This is a genomic window from Bernardetia aquimarina (genome assembly GCF_042180575.1).
In the GTDB taxonomy this organism is placed as follows: Bacteria; Bacteroidota; Bacteroidia; order Cytophagales; family Bernardetiaceae; genus Bernardetia.
Genome location: NZ_CP170094.1, coordinates 3,633,754 through 3,656,099, shown reverse-complemented (window position 1 = coordinate 3,656,099; position 22,346 = coordinate 3,633,754). Strand labels below are relative to the sequence as shown.

The following is a 22,346-nucleotide window of genomic DNA, read 5'->3' as shown; positions in this document are numbered from 1 at the left end:
AATTATTTTAGTTTGGAAATGGCTTTTTATTTTATGCAACCCACTAAAAAAAATATTGTCTTTGAAGTTGTTTAAGAATATTCTGAATATAAAATAACCAACAAAATCAATGAAAAAGCTACTATTTTTGACAACTTTACTAATCTTATCTTCCCTAACTTGTTTTGCTCAAGAAAACTTACCCATTCTAAAGAGTAATTCTTCAGTTGTAAATGTTAAAGAGGGAAATGTATTATATCTCAACTGTTGGACAATAGATTCAAATATTAAACTAGACAAGTATGTCGTTCATAAATTTGATAAAGAACAGGAAATAAGTTTCTATTCAGATATAGATACAATTACTTTTAAAGTAACACCAAATAAAAATTATGACTTTATTATACTTTTAGAGGGCAAAAAGGCATACACTAGAATTAGTACAGACTTTAATAAAAATCCTTCTACTCCAAATAAATTAAAATATTATCATCAAAATCCAAAACCATCTACAAAAACAGATACAATTCCTTTTTACATTGGAGAAGATAATCGTATTCACATAAAAGGCATAATAAATGGTAGTGATTCGCTAGATTTTTTATTTGATACAGGTGCTGATGCAGTTGTCATAACCTCTTCTCTTATTGAGGAAAAAGTTGAAATGGAGCTAGATGGTAAAGCTGAAAATGGAGGTAGTGATGGCTTTTCTGTCGCAGAAACAAGCTCTAACAATAAGTTAATAATCAAAAATTTGGTTTGGGATAATGTTAACATTATATCTATTGACTATAAAAACCCTTCTTTTGATGCTGTATTAGGTTGGGTTGCTTTTGAAGGAAAAGTCATAACAATCAACTATGATTTGAGAATGTTAATTTTGAATGACTCTCTTCCATCTACAGTAAAAGACTATTCGAAGATGGAAACAAAAATGATTAGAAATGTGCCTTATATAAAAACGACACTAACCATCGGACAAAAAGAATCAACAGACTGGATAGAATATGATAGTGGATCAGATGGAACTTTATCTCTCAGTCGAAAATATATAAAAGACAACAATATAGATACTGGTACTATGGATTTAATAGGTACTGCTTTTTCGTCTGGAAGTAGTGGAATAGAATGGAAAGAGACTAAACATACTTTACCAAAACTAAAATTTGGTGCGTTTGAAACCTATCAAATACCAATTTATGTTGCAGAAAAAGACCCAGAAGGAATTGAATTCAATGATATTTTGGGAAATAATCTTCTCAAAAGATTTAATGCAATAATTGATTTTAAAAACTATGAGATTTATCTAAAGCCAAATAAATTATTACATTCAGAGTATTAAAAATACTACCTCAGACAACCAAAACCCATTTTCAAACTAATTATACTGGTTTGGAAATGGGTTTTTATGACATAGGTTTTATGAAATTTTCTATCTACAATGGTATTGCCAGCAAACCAACGGCTTAAACATTAACATTTTTTAAATCTAAACTTTACAACTATTAGTTGACTATTCAACTAATAGTGGTAAATTTGCATTAGTTGAACTTTCAACCAAAAAAAATATGAACAAAGAAATATTAAGAGAAATTGGAAAAATCTATAGGTCATTAAATTCATTTTCTGACTTTTTGATGAAATCTATTAATCTAGAAAAAGGACAATATCAATTTTTGATGCGTGTCAAAGAAAATCAAGGTATTAACCAGCAAAATTTATCCTCCTTACTTTTAGTAGATAAAACAACTACAGCCAAGGCCATTAGTAAACTAATTACTAAAGGTTATATACTCAAAAAAGTGGATCAAGATGATAAACGCAATTCTAATCTTTATCTTACCTCAAAAGGAGAAGAAATTTGTGTTTTCTTAGAGAAGGAAGAACAATTTTCAACCAAAGTTGCACTAGAAAACCTTACTAACCAACAACAAGAAATTCTTTTAAATCAATTAAAGGAAATAAGCAAAAATACACAAAGTTTATATTCCAAATTAAAGAATGATGAAAAAGAATATTATTTAAAAATAATCAACCAAGAAAAATTATGAAAAAGCTACTATTTTTAACAATTTTACTAATCTTATCTTCTCTAACTTGTTTTGCTCAAGAAAACCTTCCCACCCTAAAGAGTAATTCTTCAGTTGTAAGTATTAGAGAGGGAAATGTATTATATCTTAATTGTTGGGGGATAGATTCAAGTGTCAAACTAGATGAGTATGTTGTTCATAAATTTGAAAAAGAAAAAGAGATTAGTTTCTATTCAGATATAGACACAATTACTTTTAAAGTAACACCAAATAAAAATTATGACTTTATTATCCTTTTAGAAGGAAAGAAAGTATATACTAGAATTAGCACAGAATTTAATAAAGAATCTTCTAATTCTCCTTTAAATATATTGAAATATTATCATCAAAATCCAAGACTATCTACAAAGACTGACACAATCCCTTTTGTTCTTGGTAAAGATCATCGAATTCACATCAAAGGAACAATAAATGGTAGTGATTCATTAGATTTTCTATTTGATACAGGTGCTAATGCAGTTGTACTAACTTCTTCATTGATTGGAACAAAGGTTAGTATGGATTTGGATGAAGAGGTCAAAAACACTGGTAGTGATGGAGTTTCCATAAAGCAAAAAAGTTCTAATAATCAGTTAGTAATTAAAAACTTAGTTTGGGATAGTGTTAGTATTACTGCTATTGATTATCAGAATCCTTCCTTTGATGCTGTATTAGGTTGGATTGCTTTTGGAGGAAAAACTGTAGAAATAAACTATGATAAAAGAATATTGATAATATATGAATCAATGCCAAACCTTTCAGAAAACTATTCAAAAATGGAGACTGTAATGTTAAAGGGAATTCCATATATGAGAGCAACTCTTACTACTAGAGAGAAAAACTCAACAGGTTGGTTTGAATACGATACAGGAGGAAGAAAAGCTTTTTACCTTAGTCAAAAATACGCAAAAGAGAATGAATTGGATGGTACAACAATGAATATTATATCAACCACTACTTTCTCAGGAAGTAAAGGAGTCAGAAGCAAAAGAACCATTTATAATTTACCAAAATTAAAATTTGGTGTGTTTGAAACCTATCAAATACCAATTTATGTTGCAGAAAAAGACCCAGAAGGAGTTAAATTCAATGATATTTTGGGAAATAATCTACTCAAAAGATTCAATGCAATAATTGATTTTAAAAACTATGAGATTTATCTAAAGCCAAATAAATTATTACATTCAGAGTATTAAAATGTAGCTCATTCTTTAGAATGAGAAAGGATAAAAAAACCATTTCTAAACTAAAATAATTAGCTTAGAGATGTTTTTTTTGATATTTAATTTCTAAATTTATTTTTCCATCACCGACTGAAAAACAGCCTCTAACATACGTGTACGAATCCCTTTAGTAACTAATTTTCTATTGGTTTCGTCTGGATACGTTCGGTTGGCTAAGAAAATAAAAACAATTCCTTTATCTGCATCTGCCCAAGCTGCCGTTCCTGTAAAACCTGTATGTCCAAAGGTATTTTCAGAAGCATAAATCGTTGCAGGTATCTTTTTTCCTTTCACAGATTTATCAAAACCAAGTCCTCTTCTTCCTCCGTTTATTTGCCTTTTAGTAAACTCATCTACGACTTCTTTATCAAAATATTGAATGCCTCCATAATTTCCACCTTGAAGGAAAGTTTGCATCAAAATAGCAACATCATTGGCATTTGCAAATGTTCCTGCGTGTCCACTTACACCACCCAAAATAGCCGTTGAATAATCGTGGACAATTCCACGAACCTCATCTTTTCTGAAAATATTATCTACCGAACTAGGCACAATCTGACTTTGGTCGTGCTTATAAAGAGGATGATAACTTGCCGTAGAAAGTCCAAGCGAATTATAAAAATTATTTTCTACCAAATAATCCAACGAAGTACCCGAAACACGAGCTACAAGCTGATTGAGCATATAAAAACCTCTATCACTATAACGATAACTGTATGAACCATCATCACGTTTTTGACGCATAGGAGATTCAATTACCCAGTTCCAAATACTATCTCTTATTCCTGCTTTTGCATAAAGATTTGGAGCAATTTCTTCACAATACTCTTCATCACACTGATTGCTATAAAATTTATTAAAGTTTGTTTCATTTGAAAAAGTTTCAAACCACCCTGGCATATTTCCGTGATAACCTCCTCGGTGCATCAAAACTTGACGAGCTGTAACTTCTCCTTTTTCTGAATCCTTTAATTCTGTCAAATAAGTAGAAATAGGAACATCTAAGTCAATTTTTTTCTCATTTACGAGTTGCATCATAGCAGGAACTGTCGCTACAATTTTGGTAAGAGAAGCCAAATCATAAATAGATTCATTTTCTACTTTTTGCTTTTTATCATACTTAAAATGTCCATACGATTTTTGAAAAATAACAGTTGAATCTTTTATAATAACAACTTGACATCCAGGAGTTGCTCTATATTTTATGGCTTCATTTGCCAACCAATCAATTCTTTTATTGAGGTAATCCGAATTCATTCCATGTCCTTCTGGATAATCTGAATACCTCAAACGCTCTAATGATTTGGTAGTAAATCCATCACCTTCTTTTATTTTATCTCCTGCCGAAACAGGAACTCGTCCTTGTGTCTTTACTGCACCAAAAAGAACTTGTGGAACAGATTTTTGCATCATTTCATTATCTATGTATGCAGCAACTAAATGTTTTTGGTCTTCAAATTTTTCTAAACTATAAGCGTGTCCAAAATCTACAACCACAACATTTTTACCCAAATCTTGTAATTCTTTTACAAACTTCTGTGTCGCTGCCGAAATTCCAAAAGTATTACTTACAGAATATTGATTGACACCAAAAACGCCTACAATAATTACTTTTTTATTAGATAATTTTGCTTTTGCAGATGAGAAGGCAGAAGTAGAAACAGCAGGAATAGCAATATGCTCAAAAGATGCATAATTGGAAAGCATTTTTTGAAAGGCGTTTCCTTCTTTTTCATTAATTACAATACTGCCAAAAGAAAGCGTATCTAATTTTTGAAAAGGAATCAAATTATTCTCATTTCTGACAATCGTAACAGCTTTTTGATGCAATTTTTCATTCAAGATATTTGCTTTTGCATTGTTCAAATCAGCATCTAATCCTTTTAATTCTATGGGTTTAAAATCATTTAAACCTACAAAATATTTTGCTCTCAATACTTTTCTTACTCTTTCTTCAATTTCTGCTTCTGATATTTTTCCTTCTTCTACTGCCTTTTTGATAAGTGCAATTCCTTTAGGAATACTTGCAGGATAAAGCAAAACATCATTTCCTGCCAAAATAGCTTGTACATTTCCTTCATCTGGAGTAAAATTAGAAGAAAGTCCTTTCATATTCATGGCATCCGTAAAAATCAATCCATTAAAACCAAGTTCATTTTTGAGTAAATCTGTAACTACATTTTTTGATAAGGTTGTAGGAATATTTTCAGTGCTATCATACGCAGGAACATTCAAATGAGCTACCATGACCGACAAAACCGAATCAGCAAAAAGACGTTTGAAAGGATATAATTCAATGTCAGATAAGCGATTTTTGTCGTGTTTGAGTTGTGGAAGTGTGTAGTGTGAATCCGAATCTGTATCGCCATGACCAGGGAAATGTTTTGCTGTTGCGATAATTCCACCGTCTTGCATTCCGTTTGTGTAAGCAATTCCATATTCTGCTACTCTGTATTTATTTTCTCCAAACGAACGAGTACCAATAACAGGATTTTTTGGGTTACTATTGACATCAATAACTGGCGCAAAATTGACATGAACGCCCAAGCGCAAACACTGACGAGCAACTTCTTTTCCCAAATCATAAACAGCAAGGGAATCATTCATTGCTCCCAAAACCATCTGACGAGGATAACTAATTGTGTTTTTTAGGCGCATTCCTAATCCCCATTCTGCATCCATTGCGATAAGAAGAGGAATATTTGCTTTTGCTTGATAACGGTTGGTAAGTTCGGCTTGTTTTTGAGGTGTTCCTTGAAAAAATATTAGTCCACCAATTTTGTATTTTGTAATAAAGTTATCAATTTCTTTATAGTGCTTTTCATCTCTATTTGAATAGGCAGCAATCATAAAAAGTTGAGCTATTTTTTGCTCTAAATCCAAATTAGAAAGTTTTTGATTGACCCACTTTTCTCGTTTTTCCCATTTAATACTATCAATTCGTTGTTTTTCTTCTACTACAGCTTTAGCTATAATTTGTGCGCTTGTGGTTTGTGCCATAAGAGGAGGAAGCAAAAAAGAAAATACAATACTAGAGAGAATAAAAACTTTGACTTTAAAATTATTTTTTATCATTATTCATTTTAAATTTATGGCATCACTTATCATTTTTACTAAGAAAATAAGGGAAATAAGTAATTACTGGTTGAAAATAGAGAGGAAATACAGAAAACTAAGGAATAAGAATAATTCAATAATTATTCCGAAATAAAAGTAGGCAAATCTATTAGAAATTGAAATAGCAAATCTGAATTAATTATCTTGGAAATGATAATCATTCGTTTCCAATTTTATCAAAAACCACTTATGAAAATTTTAGAAATTTTTACTCCTACACATCATTTTACACATCAAACTTCATTGCAAACTGAGAAAGTAAAAATCAATTTACAAAACAGCCTTACACCAAAGAATGCAAAATTACCTCGTTTTTCAGTTACCAATAAACGAAAATCGTATGAAGGAGAGGTTTTGGAAGAAGGTTTTATTATTTCAAGAAGAAAAAAAGGAAGTAAAAATAGTTTTCCTCCCATAGCAAAAGGAGTAATAAAAGAAAGCCAATTTGGAAGTGAAATTTTTGTAGAAATTCAACATCGTATATATGTTCAGATTATGATATTAGCTTTCTTTATCTTACTTATGATTGACATTAGTATTGCACTTCTATTTTGGCTTACTTCTGTGGGAACTGATTTTATTTACTTGACTCTTTTTTTTGGTATCACTTTTAGCTTTGGATTTATTTCAAATTATTATAACTCTAAAGAAGAAGTAAAAGACTTGAACAAAGATTTAATATTATTTATAGAAGGAGAAAAAAAATAACTACTTTTTTTTGCAATTATTTAAAACATATACTTATTATTTTACACAAAATAAGTATTCAAATCATTTCCATTTAGAATAGAAAAACTATTTACCTAATCACCAACTTTTTAATGCGTCCCTAAAAAAGACACCAAACGTCATTTTATTGAAACATAGAATGACGTTTTTGATGCAAATTTATATCTTAATCGCTTTTCTATTAATCTGTAAAAGCACAATCAGACCAATAACAAAGAAAATAGTAAGCGCAAAAATACCATTTCGCATCGATTCTGAATAATCTTCAATAAGCGCAAAAACACCCATTCCGATAGAAGTAGAAAGACGGTCAGCGACATTGAAAAAACTAAAATAAGAAGCTGTATCAGGTGTGTCTTTTGGTAAAAGTTTGGAATAAGTAGAACGAGAAAGCGACTGAATACCTCCCATTACAAGACCAACTAAAATAGCCAAACCGTAAAAATGTTCTGCCGTTTGGACAAAATAAGCCAAAATACAAATCAGAATCCAAAGAATAATCAAGATAGTAAGTGAAAATATATTTCCTTTTTGGTCAGATACTTTAGCAAAAAGATATGCTCCCAAAATTGCCACTACTTGAATAATCAAAATAATAGCAATTAGATTTTCTGTTTTAAGATGTAATTCTTTTTCTCCAAAAAGTGATGCCATAAACATAACTGTCTGAACACCCATATTAAAAAAGAAAAATGAAATCAAAAATTTGAGAAGGGAAGGCAATTTTTTGGCTTCATTCCAAACCATACTCAGCTCTTCAAAACCTTTTTTAAACCAGTTTATTTTTTCTTTGTGTGAAGGAGGATTATCTTTCAAAAAATAAAAAGGAATTTGAGCAAACACAATCCACCAAATACCAACAGAAAGAAAAGACCAACGAGAGCCTTCAGCAGCATCAGCAAAACCAAAAAACTCTGGTTTTAGAGTCATTCCAATATTAATAATTTGTAAAAGAACGCTTCCAATATATCCAAAAGCAAACCCCTTTGCACTAACAGAGTCAAATTTGTCTTCGGTTGCTATTTCAGGTAAAAAAGCATTATAAAAAATCATTCCACCAGCATAGCCAATACTTGCCACTCCTGCACAAATAATTCCTAATTCTACGTTAGTTCCATCAAAAAAGAACAAACACAAACAAGAACCTGCCCCCAAATAAGTAAAGAATTGCATAAAGCGTTTTTTCGTTCCTCCATAATCTGCCATTGCTGAAAGAGGAGGCGAAATAGCTGCAATTATAAGATAAGAAAGTGCAATAGCATACGAATACAAAACTGTATTTTCGATACTCATTCCAAAAAAATCTACTTTTTCACTTCCAAAAGCTGCTCGTGTGGCTTGATTAAAGAAAATAGGAAAAATAGTAGTGGTAATAACAAGGTTATAAACCGAATTTGCCCAGTCGTAAGTAGCCCACGCATTGATGATGCGAGAATTATTTTTGGGCATTGGAGGATTTTTTCTCATAATTGAATTGTGTTTTTTGTCGTTGGTGGGGACATCAATAGTGGCAAGAAATTATAATGACATTTTTAATCTTGCTTACAAAGATACAAAAAACAAAAAAGCATTATTCAAAAGAATAATGCTTTTTTCAGTAAGGGGAAAGATAATACAGTCTTGAATTTCTTTAAAGGCAGATAATAAAAATGTCTGTCTTTACTTCTTTATACCCAAAATTTGATTTAATCACCCTCTAATTTTGAAAAAAATTTATTAAAATATGTTAATTGCTGTTTTCTAAACAAATTCTTTGTCTTTTTCACTACTCAAAAATGAGAAAAGCAATTCCATTTTTTATTGTATCTTGTTTTCTATTTTAAAACGCTCCTCTTTACTCAAAAATCTACTATGGAACTCCTTTATCTTTGGATTGAAGATTATAAAAATATCAAACAACAAGGATTTAATTTTAGTCCCTTGTATGATTTTCATTTTGAGCCTGATAAACCAGATGAAAATGGAAAAATAATAAGTGGAACTTTGACAGATAATATAAAAGAAGAAGACCGAGCAAAGAAAAGAGATTTTTATAATGGCTTTTTTGGAGATGGAATAAGTAATGTTACGGCTATTGTGGGAGAAAATGGAGCTGGGAAGAGTTCAATTTTAGAAATGAATTATACTTTCTGTGTTTACTCTATTAATGATAATCTTTACTTCTCTCATATGTATGAATATAGTAGATTTACCATAAGAACAAATATAGATAATAGACAAATTCAGTTACACAAAGAAAAAGGCTTGATAGTATATTATAGTAATAGCTTTAGTTTCCCTAATGTAGATGTGTATGTAGAGAATATCTCTTCTGTAAATATAATAACAGAAAATTGGATAACAGCATATAAAGAAAGGAGTGAAGAAAAATTTAAAATATTTGATGCTATTTCACAATGTGAGTTTGTTAGTAAATTCAATAACAAGGAATTACCTTTTAAGTTACCACCTGCTATATTAATTACCATCCCTCTTGAGAGAGAAATGGCTAAACTCAATAGCTACATAGAAGAAATGGAAATAAATTCAAAAATAATAAAAAGATATTCAGAGCTTTATCATAAAGAACTCATTATTGCCCAATTCTTCAAGAAAAAATGTACAGAACAAATCAAAAATAATTTGGATAAAAATGTTATAAAAGAAGAGTTATTCCTATGCCTTTTACAATGGACAATCCTTCTCAATTTTTTCAACTCTAATTTATTGACAGAAGCAAGTCGTTTTGAGATGATAAAAGATACTTCATTATACGAACTAGCAATAAACAGATGGTTTGATACTTTTTTTGATGACCATGTTAAGTCATATTATAGTGAAAGTGGACTTTCAGAATGGGAAGGCATTTACAAAGGGTGGGCAGAGAATACTACCAAACTAGTTTCATTTATTGATAAAATGATAAAACAAAAAAAAATAGTATTTGATAATAGAAGATATCGTGGTGGAACTAGTTTTTTTGGTAGTGTTGATGATATTAACTTGAGCGAGTATTTAGCTCAAGAATGGGCTAATGAACCATATGTAGATATAGCTATTTCATTAAAAACCAGTAGTGATTTAGATATGAAAAACTTATCTATTTTTTTAGAAAAATACAAAAACCTAATTTGGTATAACAGAATCCTTTCAGATGGATTCTTCAATTTCACTTGGTGGAATATGAGTGCAGGAGAAATGTCTTTCCTTAGTTTACTGTCTCGTTTAAACTCTATTAACTTTACTATTGAGGGTATTAAAGATAAACCTAGTGCTGTTTATATGAATAGAGAAATTGATTCTCTAATTATTCTACTTGATGAACCCGAAATTGGTTGGCATCCTCAATGGCAAAAATTGTTATTAAATAATTTACTTGATACTCTACCAAAAATATTTCCAGATAAACAAATTCAACTTATTCTAACTTCTCACTCTCCTTTTTTGGTTTCTGATTTGCCAAAAGAGAATGTTATTTTTTTGGAGAAAGAAGAGAATACAGGTTTGTGTAAAGTGTCCAAACTAGAGAGTATGAAACACACATTTGGAGCGAATATTCATACGCTTCTGACAGATTCGTTTTTTATGAAAGGTGGTTTGGTGGGGGAGTTTGCTCAAACTAAGATTGATGAAGTGATTAAATTATTAGATAAGTCAAAACTAGAAAAAGAAGAAATAGAACATTGTGAAATGATTATTTCAATGATTGGAGAACCGATTGTAAAAACGATGTTGCAGAAACTTTTGGATAGCAAACGCCTTCGAAAAGTGGATAAACATAGTACAGAAATTGAAAAACTACGTAAAAGAATAGAAGAATTAGAGAAAAATAACAGTAATGACTCTTAAATACTAAAAATCCTCTATCAGTACACCTTTAAGGTGTCAGATAGTTAATTTTTGAACTGTACTGACACTTCTGAAAGTGTCTGACAGTTTTATCTTACAAAAGCTTTCAATAGTTACAACTCCAAAAAAAATGATTCCAATACAACATAGAGATTTAGAAAAACTGGCGCAAAGGCATTGGGAAGCTATAGAGAATTATATGACAGGTAAAAAAGTAAAATACAACATGAAATATTATGACAAAAAAGTAAAAAAATATTTTCCATTACTTTCATTCAAAGAAATTGTACTAGCAAATCCTAATTTAATTGATGATTTGGCTAGTTACTGGGATATTTTTGTCGTAAAAGATTATGCAGACTTTGAGCCACTAGCAGAAACTTCTTACAAAAGCTATTTAACAGGAGGTGAAACATTTTATAGTAAAGACAAGAAAGGAAACAAAATATACTATGGCTCTAAAAACCTTGTAGAAAGTTTAGGAGTTTCAGTTTGTCCGTATTGTAATCGAAATTATATCAAACTTGTTGAAGTAGAAAGAGAGGAAACAGTAAATAATAAGTTAATTCGAATTGATGAATTAGACCACTTCTACCCAAAAGGAAAATATCCTTTTTTAGCTGTATCATTTTATAATCTCATTCCAAGCTGTAAAACTTGTAACCAAACTTTCAAAAAAGAAGAGATGGTTTCAGTAAATCCATATTCTAAAATGGAAGAGTTTAGTTTTGGTCTGAGAATCAAAAATTCAAAATTCTATTATGATAAAAATGGATTTTGTATTTTTTATGAAAAAGCTAAAAAAGTATTAGGCAAAAATTTTGAAGTTTTTCATATAGATGAACTTTACAACCAACACAAAGACCAAATTTTAGAACTTATCCAAAAACAAATTACTTATCCAGATTCCTATATTGATGAGCTTTTTCAAAAATACGAAGGCACTTTTTTTAGGAATAAAGAAGACGTAATTCGGCATCTTTCCAACGGAATTATGGAAGAAGAAAATTTTCATCTTCGCCCTCTCTCCAAACTTACTCACGATATTGCTAAGGAATTGGGTTTGTTGGATTGATTTCAATTTTATTTGTAGGTTAAAGGCTTGCCTTTGTCCTACTCTGTTTCTTCCTCCTCCCAAATATCCACATCAATCACATCAGAAAACGGAATCGCTGCATCTAGCATATTTTCTACTACTTTCTGTAAAAAAGTTTCTACTTCTGACAGAAAACCATCTAAAGTCAAATCTTTTTCGGCTTTTAGAGTATAAGGCGTAAAATTAGAACTTAGCTTTCTAAAAAACCAAAAACCTGAAACAATTTGATATTCTTCTAAGCTAAAATCTGTTGGCAAATGATTTATTTGTCCTGCTTGATAGGTTTTGATAAACAAATATTTATACAAAACGAGTTGAATAATCTTGGCTTTTTCATCACTCAAAAGCTGTTCGAAAGTATCGGCTTTTAGTGCTGCTGCATCCATCTTTCCAGTTTTGTAATCGATAACTTGTAGCCTTTTTATTCCTTCTTTTGTTGTGATAATATCAATTCTATCAGCCGTTCCGATGAGTTTTAAAGGAATTTTACGGATTTTCCCATCAATTTTTATATCAAAAGTAATTGTATTTTTGAGTTGTTGTTCTAGGGCAATCAGACGAATAGGAGCTTCCTCTTTCTGCAAACGCATAAATTCGGGAATCAAAGACTGCGTAACTTCTTTCAATAAAAAATTCTTTCCTGTATCGTGCATCACACCACCAGCTAGTTTTGTGATGAGTTTTTCTACTAAAAGTTTCAAGTTTTCTTTGTCTTTTCGTGTTTTGTCTAGCCACTCTTCATTGATTTCTTTTCCTACCAATGGCTCAAAAAGTTCCTCCAATGCCTCGTGCATAACCTGTCCGTAGGTGTGCTGAAACAAATCTTCTTCCATCATCGGAGGTTCGTTTAGTTTCAAAACTTTCTTTTCATAAAAACGCATCGGCTCTTCCAAATAACGACTGATATAACTTGGCGACAAACCTTCTTCTGTCAAATATTTTTCTAGTCGTTGGATAATGGCAGGTGTTTTTTCTACCGTTCTTGTGCTGTTTTCGAAAGTAGGTAATTGAAGTTCCAAACGAGATTCATAAAAACTAATATTCTCTAAATGAGCCAGTTCACTCTTTATTTGATTGACATAACGGCTCGGTTCTCCTCCACGCATTCCCTCCATATCAGAAGCATAAATGAGCGTTATTTTTTTGCTGCGTTGTAAAAGTCTATAAAAATTATAAGAATAAGCAGCATCGTCTTCGGTGTGTGTGGGAAGATTAAATTGCAAACGAATATCAAACGGAATGCTAGAAGTAAGCACTTTTCCACGAGGAAAAATCCCTTCATTTGCCGAAATAATAATTACATTTTCAAAATCTAAGGCTCTACTTTCCAACATTCCCATAATCTGAATAGGCGCAATCGGTTCTCCAGTAAACGGAATTTTTCTATCACGCATCAACTCCAAAAGCAGTCTTTCGAAGGATTCTATCTTTAATGGAATTTTCAGCTTACTTTTTTCACTTTGACTTTCAGATAATTTTGATTTATTTTTGTTTAATTTCTGACTTAATTCTTCATCAATTTCTCCAAAAATAGAATTTCCAATATGTGTTTCTTTATTTGGTGCATAAGTAATTATCATTCTCTCAATCTGTTTTAAGAGCTTATAAAACTCAAACAAATATTCACTTTCCAAAGAATGTTCTTCTTGGGTAAAACGGTGCGCCAACGCCTCAATAATCTTAAAAAAAGAACGTAAAGCCTTATGGATATTTCCCGAATTATTTGTATCTGATTCTTTCGGATTACGTTCATTTTTGCCCCAATCTTCGAAGAGCTGTCCATATAACCAGCCATTTTTCTTATAATCAGATAATTCTTTTACAGAAAAATAAATGATATTTTCTTCGTGCATTCGCTGTAAAGGTGGATTTTCATCTTCATCAATCGGACGAATATACGGATGTTGCAATATTCTTTGTAAATCTTTATGATAAACGCTCAAAGGTTGGTCTTCATCACGCAACATATTTTCCTGTGCTTGAAAAAGATTTTTTATTAAAGAAAATAAAGGCGTATTTCGAAGCGAAACGCCCATTGTAATGTTGACCAGTTTTTGAATATTTACACCTTCACTACTTTTTGGGAGAGAATAAAGCATTGGCAAAAGCATTGTTTCGTCTGGCAACAAAACGGCTGTGTGATTTCTAGCTTCTGAAAACTTAAAAAATTCATTTTTATAAATCATCTTTTCAATCATTTCATTCAAAAGATGTCCTGCTGTTTTGGCTTGTGTAATCGTATTTACTACACTGATTACTTCAATTTCCTTTTTCTCTGTTTGGATAAGGTTTTCTATAAAACTAATTTCTTCTGGCTTTCCTTTTATGAATCCATTTTGAAGGAATTTTCTAAAATAATTTCCTGCTTCGTGCCATTTAGCATCGATATAAAATTTGTCCATATCCCAAAACGTTTTGGCTTTTCCTAGCTTTTCTAACTTTCGGATAATGAGTTCTTCTGCTTTATAAAGCTGATTAAAACCTATAAAAACGGCACATTTTATTCGTTGGTCTTCAATTACTTGTTCCAAATTTTCATAGACCCAACGAAAAGCCAAACCACTATATGCACGATTAGAGCTTTCTAATTTTTCTCTAAAATGATTGTAGGTCTTTTCTACATTCTGCCAAAAAAGATAATATTCTGTAATCCTACTTAGTGAACTAATGGCTTCTTCTTGTCCTTCTTCTCCAAACATATCTCCCCAACGTTCTAGCGTTTTTACCTCGTCCAAATATTCAAAAAGCTCATGTGATTTAACCAAATTTCTATCAATCAAATTAAAGTCTGATAACATCGTAATTGCCATCGGAGCAAAACGTTCCAACGAACCAGCCACAGCTTTATCAAAATTTTGGTAAGAATCGTACAATTCAAAAACAAGCGCACTTGTATCTTCAATTTCCAAACCCGAAGAACCCACAATAAAATCTTCTAAAGAAATTACTTTTGGCGAAAAAATGGTTTCTTCTGCTATTTCTGAAAGAAATGTTTTGAAATACAAACACGCTCTTCTCGTCGGAAGAACGATATGCAAGTCTGAAATATCAGTTTTCCATTCTCGGTATAATTCAGTGGCTACTTTGTGAAGGAAGGAAGGAGAATATAAAGACATATATTTATTTTTATAAAAAACTACTTTTTTTTGATTTGGAATTACAAATTACGCATATTTTTTAATTGAGTTCTAATTATTTTAAACTTCACTTTTAGTTCTATTTGAAAAAAAATATTCCTAAACAGTATTTTTATCAAAAAATTCTTATTTTTAAGCAAGTTTTAAGTAAACTTTCAATTTTGCCAAATTTATTTTATCATTTTAATTTAGAAAAATTATGAACTTAATTTCATTCAAATCAATTTTAATTGGAGCTTTTTTAGTAGGAACTTTTGCTTCTTGTGGAGGCGAAAAGAAAGAAGAAACTCAAGAGGAAACCGTAGAAACAGAAGTAGCTGGCGAAGTTACAGGAGAATTGAGTCTGACACAGACAAAATTTAAGACAGGAGAGCCAATTAATGTTACTTTTAAAGTCAATCAGAAATTAGATAAACATCCTTGGATTGGAATTATTCCGTCTGAAATACCTCATGGCGATGAATCTAAAAATGACCAACACGATGTTTCTTATAAATATTTTGATAATCAAGAAAGTGGAACATTAGAATTTTATACACCTAAAAAAGCAGGAAAGTATGATTTCAGAATGCACTCTAGTGATAATAATGGAGTAGAAATTACTTCTGTTTCGTTTGAAGTAGAAGATGCAAATACTTCTGAGATAACTGGCGAACTTAGTTTGGAAAGAACTACGTTTACACCTGGTGAAAAAATTATGCTTACTTTTAAGGTAAGTCAGAAATTAGACAAACGCCCTTGGATTGGAATTATTCCATCTGAAATAGAGCATGGCGATGAATCTAGAAACGACATGCACGATGTTTCTTACAAATATTTTGATAATCAAGAAAATGGTGTTATAGAATTTATGTCTCCTACAAAAGAAGGAAAATATGACTTCAGAATGCACTCTAGTGATAATAATGGAGTAGAAATTACTTCTGTTTCGTTTGAAGTAGCTCAATAGTTTATTCATTTTCTTGCTTTATATAAACAGCAAACCAATATTTTTTTATACAAGATAAAAAAATATTGGTTTTTTTTATGGAAACTTACAAATCAAGTTATTTTTTGTATTTTTGTGTTCTACTACTACTCAACTATTATTTTTACGATATTTATCCTTATCTAAATAATTAAACTCTTTTTAGATTACTAACAAATTAATTTTATTTTTTTGTGATATTTTGCTGCACTTTTAACTCTATCTTCGTACAATAAATGAGTTAATTTCTAATTATAATTAAATTTTTTAAAGTAAAAATCCACAAAAACTCATTATTGCATTGATAATCAGCAATTTACACATACTAATAAGCTAAACAAAGTTAGATTTTGTATGACAATAAAGCTGAAATAGGTAATTTTAATTTGAATCTAAAATATAATTTTTTAAAGAAAAAACTACTTGAAGCTTAAGTAAGCTAATTTATTTTGGCTTTTTATTTTTTTCGTGCAACCATTTTACAACAACTGTGGGTCTTCTATATGAGTGAATTTCCTTTTATGTCAAACATTTCTGCATATAACGGAAGTCAATCAATTGAAAAAGCTGAAGATGAAGAAGAAATAGATACAGATAATACGAACCAAGAAACTCGTACTTCTTATATTCCCTCTTCTGACGAAACTCAACTTATCAATGATTGCATTAAGGGCAAACGTCTGGCGCAACGTTCTTTATACGAACAGTTTGCTCCCAAGATGTATGCTATCGCAATGCGTTATGCCAAAACGACACTAGAAGCTGATGATATTTTGCAAGAATCTTTTATCAATGTTTTTAAACATATTGAAAGTTTTGCACAGGATTGTCCGATAGAGTTTTGGATTCGTAGGATTGTTATCAATCAGGCACTCAAATCAGGAAGAAGCAAATATGATAAAGCCTTCAAAGAAGAAGTAAGTGATATAAATTATAATTCGGAAGAAAATATAATTTTAGACCAATTTGACTTAGAAGAGCTTTTGCAAATCATTCGTAGGCTGCCTGATGGTTTTCAGCAAGTTTTTAGTTTGTATGCTATTGAAGGCTACAAACACAAAGAAATTGCAGAGCTATTAGGAATCAGCGTAGGAACATCGAAATCACAGTACGCACGAGCAAGAGCGCAATTACAAGAAATGCTCTTGAAAGAAGATGAAAGCTATGAACAACATCGGAAATAATAACCGAAAGCAGTTGGAAGAGCAATTTAAGAATAAGTTCGAAAATGCCCAATTTACACCACCTGCTCACTTATGGGAACAAATAGATGCAGCTTTGGATGCAAAGCCTTGGTACAAACGTCCTTTATTTTACTGGACTTCTGGACTTGTGGCAGCTCTTCTTTTGGTGGTTATGTTTTGGTTTACGATGTTTTATGAAGATACAAATACATCTTCAAACAATGATGTTGTTAATTCTGATAAAATTGAAAATACTCAAAATGGCATAAATAATATAGAAAACAATACAGAATTAAATAATACAATATCAAATTCAGTTCAAGAAAATAAACTGAATAATTCTGATACAAAAAGTTCTAACTCTAATTTTTCTAATGCAGATACTTCTGATAAAAATGTTCCTTCAATAGACAATAACCCTACAACCAATACAGATAAAAATTCTGATGTAGCCATTTCTATTATTCTAAATACCAAAGACAAGAACAAAAAAGATAAAAATATAGATTTACAAACAGATAGTAACTCTGATGAAACTATTATAGAAACAAACACAGATTTAGTCTTAATTGACTTTAAAGAAATTGATTGGTCAAAATATTTACCTATTGGAAATCCTTATTTTGAACAAGAAGAACTATTAATAAAAATAGATAGCACAAACGAAACTGTTGCAAACAACCAAAATAGTAAAAACCCAGCCGAAGATTCAAAAAAACCTTCTGGGATTGCTCTTACTGTTGGTATCAATCACACACAAGGAATTTATAAACCTAGTTTTAGAAGAGATTCTCTTTATTCTGGACTTACAGTTATTGAGGCATATAGTTCGAATTTGGCTGATACACTTCCACAAATGAATATTCAAGGAACATATCAACAAACAGGTTTTGATGTTGCTTTAGCCTTTGGAAAAAATAAACGTTGGAGCTTGAATACTGGCTTAGGAATGGGAAAAGCTAATTATTCTTTTGGTTCTACTAATTATGTTCGTATTAATGTAGATTTAACAGCTCCAATAAACTTGAGAGAATTTCCAAATAATCAAGTAGAAGTAAAATACGAATGGATACAAATTCCAATAGCTATTGGGTATCAGATTGGAGAAAGTAGAGCTAAAAAATTTAGTGGTTTTGCACAGCTCGGAACAGCAATAGAGTTTTTGAATAGTTATTCTTATACAAGTGCTGACCCTGACTTTACTTACGCAATAGGAACTCACAGAACTACAAATACACAAGTTTGGACACAAGCAGGAGTTAATTATCACATTACGAACCGTTGGACACTTTGGGGAGGGGGAACTTATAAATCCTCGCTTTCTTCACTCATAAATGAAAATGGAGTTACTTTTTCTTCACAGGCTTATGGCTGGCAAGTAGGAACTCGTTTTACGATTTTTAAGAGTGGTAAGTAATTGCTATTAAGTAACTGAGCAAAATAAAACATATCTAAAAAAGAATTAGAAAATGGAAACTTAAACTGTCAAGACACCTTTGAGGTGTCAGACAGATTTCATTAACCTATAAATAATTTTGCCCAGTTACTTACTAGACAAAAAACTCTCATTTACTCATAAATGAGAGTAATAAAACAATTTTTTTATTCTACTGCTAATTTAAATAGCTCAAAAGCATCTGCTTTGGGATTGTAGCCTACCTTACTTATAGATTCTGTTATGTCCATTCGTTTGTATCTATTATTTGAAATAGCATTTAGCACTTCATGTTTAATATTTTCAGTTTCTATACACCCAACCAATAATTGATTAAAATCATCAGGATGCAAAAACGCACTTAAGTCTCTTGCATTCATTTCAGAAAAATCTTTAGGAAACTCATACGCTCCAATACGCAAACAGATTGTAGATATGGTAGTAGTAACAGAATAATAAGCAGCTAAAGCCTCACCAAAACACTTAGAAACACCATAAATATTTTTAGGCTTTACAAGCATATCTTTGTTTATTTGAATATCAGTTGGATATCCCTCAATAGTTTGAGCACTACTTGCAAAAATCAACCTTTTGCACTTGGCTTTTGCAGCAGCTTTGAATATATTTTGCGTTGTTTTGATGTTTGTTTCCAAAATCTCATCTGAGTCTGAAATTGGATCGACTATTCCTGCTAGATGAATAACTGTATCCATTCCTTCACATATCCTTAAACAGGAAGAAAAATCCATTAAGTCAGCTTTTTCCACTCGTACTTTGTTTGTAAAAGTAACATCATCTGTCATAATATCCATAACAGTTATTTGATACTTTTTATCATAGTTTTGTACGAAGTGTTTAGCTATTTTTCCAAAACCTCCAGTTATTAAAATCCTTTTCATAGAAAATGTCTTTTTTTTTATATTCTGAAGTTGTTGAAGAATAAATATGTTCCTCTGAAGAATTTTTCTCTATTCTTAAAGCAACTTCTCTATTTTAAATAAATCAGCCTAATAATATAGCCTAAAAAGATACAAACATACTTATTAATCTATAAATTATCTAATAAAACCTAGAAGTAGTATAATTAAAACTTACTATTAATCAATGACATATTAAACAGGTTTTTCTTCTAAAAAAGAAAAATGCTGTTGTTGGTGCTTTTGATAGCTACACCAACAACAGTAATTCGTAATTGAATATTTAATACCAATTCTTTTTCAAAAACTTAACTGTTTTCTTACGAGCTTCTTTGGCTGCCGTTTCATTATAAGCTGGAGAACTTGGATTTGCAAAAGCGTGGTCAGCTTCATATCCCAAAATAGTAATTGTTTTATCAGCTTCTTTCATTGATTTTTCAAATTCTTTCATTACTTGTGGCGTAATCCATTTGTCTTTGTTAGCATAGATTCCCAAAACAGGAGATTTAATAGTCTTTATTCTTTCCATATCTTTTTCAGGCATTCCATAATACATAACCGTTGCTTTTGTATATTCATTGGAAATAATCGAACCTTGTAGTGACCAACCCCCACCAAAACACCAACCAATTGTAGCAATCTGTAATGGCTGACTAGCTTCTTCTATCGCTTTCACTTTTGCATATTTAGTTACAGCCTCAATGATTGCAGTAGCACGAGCATTATCCATTCCTTGCATGTATTTTTGTGCATCTTCTCGTGTTGTTGCTACATTTCCATCATACAAATCAATAGCTATTACATTGACTTTTTTTCCAAAATCTTGGTAATACTTTTCAACTTCCTTTTTCACATAGTCATTTAGTCCCCACCATTCGTGAAAAACAAATAAGTATTTTCCTGTTGGTTTATTAGGTTTTACCATAAAAACGTTAGCAACTTCTCCATCTTCTACAGCTATTTCCGACATTTCTCCATACTGAGGAGTAAAATCAAAAGCAATCGGATTGGGATGTTTGTTTACAAATTCTTTATCATTTGTAAACTTAGCAAACTCATCAACAGCACAGCATGCTTTATTTTCATTTTCTGAATCTGAAAAAACAAAATAAGAGCCTAACCCTGTAAAAAGAGCAATAAGCGATAAAAAGAGATAATTTTTTGAGAATATCATTTTGTAGTAGGGTTTAAAATACAATTACAAATTAAAAATGAAGTATTTTGTTTGAAATACCTATTCCGAACAATAAGTAAAGCTAAGTTGTTTTGAGGAAGAATCTAAATTGATTATTTTTTATAGAAATAAATTAGAATGAGCAAACACATCAAAAAATCAGATTTACCACAAAAAATATGTATTGTTTGTCAAAAACCCTTTACTTGGCGCAAAAAATGGAAGAAAGTATGGGATGAAGTAAAATACTGTAGTGAAAGGTGTCGAAGATCCAAATAAATTAACTCTGTTTTTAAATTTGTAATTTTGTTAAATTATGTACGTAAAAAATAGTTCGAACTTATAAGAACTAAAATAAGTTTAAGATAAATACACTCACTAAAAAATAAAAAAAAATATGTCAGGTAAGAAAAAAGAAATCCAAAAGTCAGTCAGTATCAGAAATCGTAAGGCTTCTCACGAATATCATTTTATAGATATTTATCAAGCTGGTGTAGTTTTACAGGGAACTGAAATCAAGTCTATCCGAATGGGAAAAGTTACGATAAGTGATGCTTTCTGTTTGTTTATTGGAAATGAATTATTTCTTCGTAATCTACATATTGCACAGTATGATAAAGGAAATATTCATAACCACGAAGAAAAAGCAGATAGAAAATTACTTTTGAAGCGAAAAGAACTCAAAAAACTTCAATACGATGCACAAGATGTCGGTCTGACAATCATTCCAACAAAAGTATATGTCAATGATAGAGGGCTTGCAAAAATAGAAGTTGTACTTGGAAAAGGTAAAAAACTATATGACAAACGCCAAGATTTGAAAGCAAAAGATGCAAAAAGAGAACTTGACCGTTTTTAAACAGTAATAAATAGTTATCAATTAACTTCCAATACTTTTTTTAGAATGAACAAACAACCCATTTTAGATTTACTACAAGATTATAAAACTTCATTTTCTGAAGAAATAGAATTTCGTAAGCAAATGATTGATTTTTTAGAACAAAATGATGACTTTGCTTTACGTTCTAATCTAACTGGACAACTTACAGGTTCGGCTTGGGTAGTCAATAAAGAGCATACAAAGGTACTTTTGATTCATCACAAAAAACTCAATAAATGGCTACAAATTGGTGGACATATAGAAAATAGTGATCAAACGATTGAAGAAACTATTTTGAGAGAAATAAAAGAAGAAAGTGGTCTTAAAAATTTAAAACTACTTTCTTCTAGTATTTATGATATTGATATTCATACCATTCCTCAAAAAAGAGAAATTGCAGAACACTTACATTTTGATATTCGTTTGATAATAGAAGTTGATGAAAATGAAAAATTAACTCCTCAAAATAAAGAAATTTTGGCTATCAAATGGTGTTCTAAAAATGAAGTTCAAGACTTAGCAGAATCAACTATTTCTATCAACCAATCTATGAAAAGGATGGTTGATAAAATGAAAAACTATACAGTTTCTCATTCTAAAGAATGAACTAA

At 30.7% G+C, this 22,346-nt stretch carries 17 protein-coding genes; 12 read left to right on the top strand and 5 right to left on the bottom strand.

Features of this window, described 5'->3' with window-relative positions:
- The first annotated feature begins 109 nt into the window (after window positions 1-109).
- From ACE193_RS15770 to ACE193_RS15760, 3 genes are all read left to right on the top strand, one after another.
- Window positions 110-1,321: a retropepsin-like aspartic protease gene (locus tag ACE193_RS15770; protein ID WP_375559182.1), complete on the top strand. Its 1,212-nt coding sequence runs from the start codon at window positions 110-112 to the stop codon at window positions 1,319-1,321.
- A 226-nt stretch (window positions 1,322-1,547) separates the two neighbouring features.
- A complete protein-coding gene (locus ACE193_RS15765; RefSeq protein ID WP_375559181.1) occupies window positions 1,548-2,030 on the top strand; it encodes a MarR family winged helix-turn-helix transcriptional regulator in 483 nt (160 codons plus the stop codon).
- Window positions 2,027-3,244, top strand: a complete 1,218-nt coding sequence (locus ACE193_RS15760; RefSeq protein WP_375559180.1) for a retropepsin-like aspartic protease — start codon at window positions 2,027-2,029, stop codon at window positions 3,242-3,244. Before ACE193_RS15765 ends, ACE193_RS15760 begins: the two co-directional genes overlap by 4 nt.
- Before the next feature lie 99 nt (window positions 3,245-3,343).
- On the opposite strand, the gene ACE193_RS15755 is transcribed toward ACE193_RS15760, so the two are convergent.
- Window positions 3,344-6,346, bottom strand: coding sequence for a glycoside hydrolase family 3 N-terminal domain-containing protein (locus tag ACE193_RS15755; RefSeq protein WP_375559179.1), 3,003 nt, complete (start codon window positions 6,344-6,346; stop codon window positions 3,344-3,346).
- Between the two features lie 231 nt (window positions 6,347-6,577).
- Between ACE193_RS15755 and ACE193_RS15750 the strand changes: the two genes are divergently transcribed.
- The gene (locus tag ACE193_RS15750; RefSeq protein ID WP_375559178.1) at window positions 6,578-7,096 is read left to right on the top strand and encodes a hypothetical protein; all 519 of its coding nucleotides are present in this window, start codon (window positions 6,578-6,580) and stop codon (window positions 7,094-7,096) included.
- Between the two features lie 180 nt (window positions 7,097-7,276).
- Here the strand turns inward: ACE193_RS15750 and ACE193_RS15745 are convergent, their stop codons facing one another.
- Window positions 7,277-8,584 carry an MFS transporter gene (locus ACE193_RS15745; RefSeq protein ID WP_375559177.1) on the bottom strand — a complete coding sequence of 436 codons (1,308 nt, stop codon included), beginning with the start codon at window positions 8,582-8,584 and terminating at the stop codon, window positions 7,277-7,279.
- Window positions 8,585-8,968: 384 nt separating this feature from the next.
- Here ACE193_RS15745 and ACE193_RS15740 point away from each other — a divergent pair, with 384 nt between their 5' ends.
- Both ACE193_RS15740 and ACE193_RS15735 read left to right on the top strand, forming a co-directional pair.
- Window positions 8,969-10,945 (top strand): AAA family ATPase, encoded by a 1,977-nt coding sequence (locus ACE193_RS15740; RefSeq protein WP_375559176.1) that lies wholly within the window; start codon window positions 8,969-8,971, stop codon window positions 10,943-10,945.
- 130 nt (window positions 10,946-11,075) lie between these two features.
- Complete coding sequence (locus tag ACE193_RS15735; protein ID WP_375559175.1) at window positions 11,076-12,020, top strand: hypothetical protein; 945 nt, start codon at window positions 11,076-11,078, stop codon at window positions 12,018-12,020.
- Between the two features lie 38 nt (window positions 12,021-12,058).
- Here ACE193_RS15735 and ACE193_RS15730 read toward each other — a convergent pair whose 3' ends face one another.
- Window positions 12,059-15,157 carry a PD-(D/E)XK nuclease family protein gene (locus ACE193_RS15730; RefSeq protein ID WP_375559174.1) on the bottom strand — a complete coding sequence of 1,033 codons (3,099 nt, stop codon included), beginning with the start codon at window positions 15,155-15,157 and terminating at the stop codon, window positions 12,059-12,061.
- Between the two features lie 220 nt (window positions 15,158-15,377).
- Between ACE193_RS15730 and ACE193_RS15725 the strand changes: the two genes are divergently transcribed.
- The 3 genes from ACE193_RS15725 (at window position 15,378) to ACE193_RS15715 (ending at window position 18,746) form a co-directional block, all read left to right on the top strand.
- Window positions 15,378-16,127, top strand: a complete 750-nt coding sequence (locus ACE193_RS15725; RefSeq protein WP_375559173.1) for a hypothetical protein — start codon at window positions 15,378-15,380, stop codon at window positions 16,125-16,127.
- A 539-nt stretch (window positions 16,128-16,666) separates the two neighbouring features.
- On the top strand, window positions 16,667-17,329 hold the full coding sequence (locus ACE193_RS15720) for an RNA polymerase sigma factor (protein WP_375559172.1): 663 nt from the start codon (window positions 16,667-16,669) through the stop codon (window positions 17,327-17,329).
- Window positions 17,310-18,746, top strand: coding sequence for an outer membrane beta-barrel protein (locus tag ACE193_RS15715; RefSeq protein ID WP_375559171.1), 1,437 nt, complete (start codon window positions 17,310-17,312; stop codon window positions 18,744-18,746). Before ACE193_RS15720 ends, ACE193_RS15715 begins: the two co-directional genes overlap by 20 nt.
- 185 nt (window positions 18,747-18,931) lie before the next feature.
- On the opposite strand, the gene ACE193_RS15710 is transcribed toward ACE193_RS15715, so the two are convergent.
- Both ACE193_RS15710 and ACE193_RS15705 read right to left on the bottom strand, forming a co-directional pair.
- Window positions 18,932-19,663 (bottom strand): NAD-dependent epimerase/dehydratase family protein, encoded by a 732-nt coding sequence (locus ACE193_RS15710; protein ID WP_375559170.1) that lies wholly within the window; start codon window positions 19,661-19,663, stop codon window positions 18,932-18,934.
- 301 nt (window positions 19,664-19,964) lie between these two features.
- Window positions 19,965-20,855 carry a dienelactone hydrolase family protein gene (locus ACE193_RS15705; protein ID WP_375559169.1) on the bottom strand — a complete coding sequence of 297 codons (891 nt, stop codon included), beginning with the start codon at window positions 20,853-20,855 and terminating at the stop codon, window positions 19,965-19,967.
- A gap of 138 nt (window positions 20,856-20,993) precedes the next feature.
- Between ACE193_RS15705 and ACE193_RS15700 the strand changes: the two genes are divergently transcribed.
- The 3 genes from ACE193_RS15700 (at window position 20,994) to ACE193_RS15690 (ending at window position 22,341) form a co-directional block, all read left to right on the top strand.
- Window positions 20,994-21,134 carry a DUF2256 domain-containing protein gene (locus ACE193_RS15700; RefSeq protein ID WP_375559168.1) on the top strand — a complete coding sequence of 47 codons (141 nt, stop codon included), beginning with the start codon at window positions 20,994-20,996 and terminating at the stop codon, window positions 21,132-21,134.
- A gap of 118 nt (window positions 21,135-21,252) precedes the next feature.
- Window positions 21,253-21,714 (top strand): SsrA-binding protein SmpB, encoded by a 462-nt coding sequence (smpB, locus tag ACE193_RS15695; RefSeq protein ID WP_375559167.1) that lies wholly within the window; start codon window positions 21,253-21,255, stop codon window positions 21,712-21,714.
- 45 nt (window positions 21,715-21,759) lie between these two features.
- Window positions 21,760-22,341 (top strand): NUDIX hydrolase, encoded by a 582-nt coding sequence (locus ACE193_RS15690; protein ID WP_375559166.1) that lies wholly within the window; start codon window positions 21,760-21,762, stop codon window positions 22,339-22,341.
- Window positions 22,342-22,346: the final 5 nt, after the last annotated feature.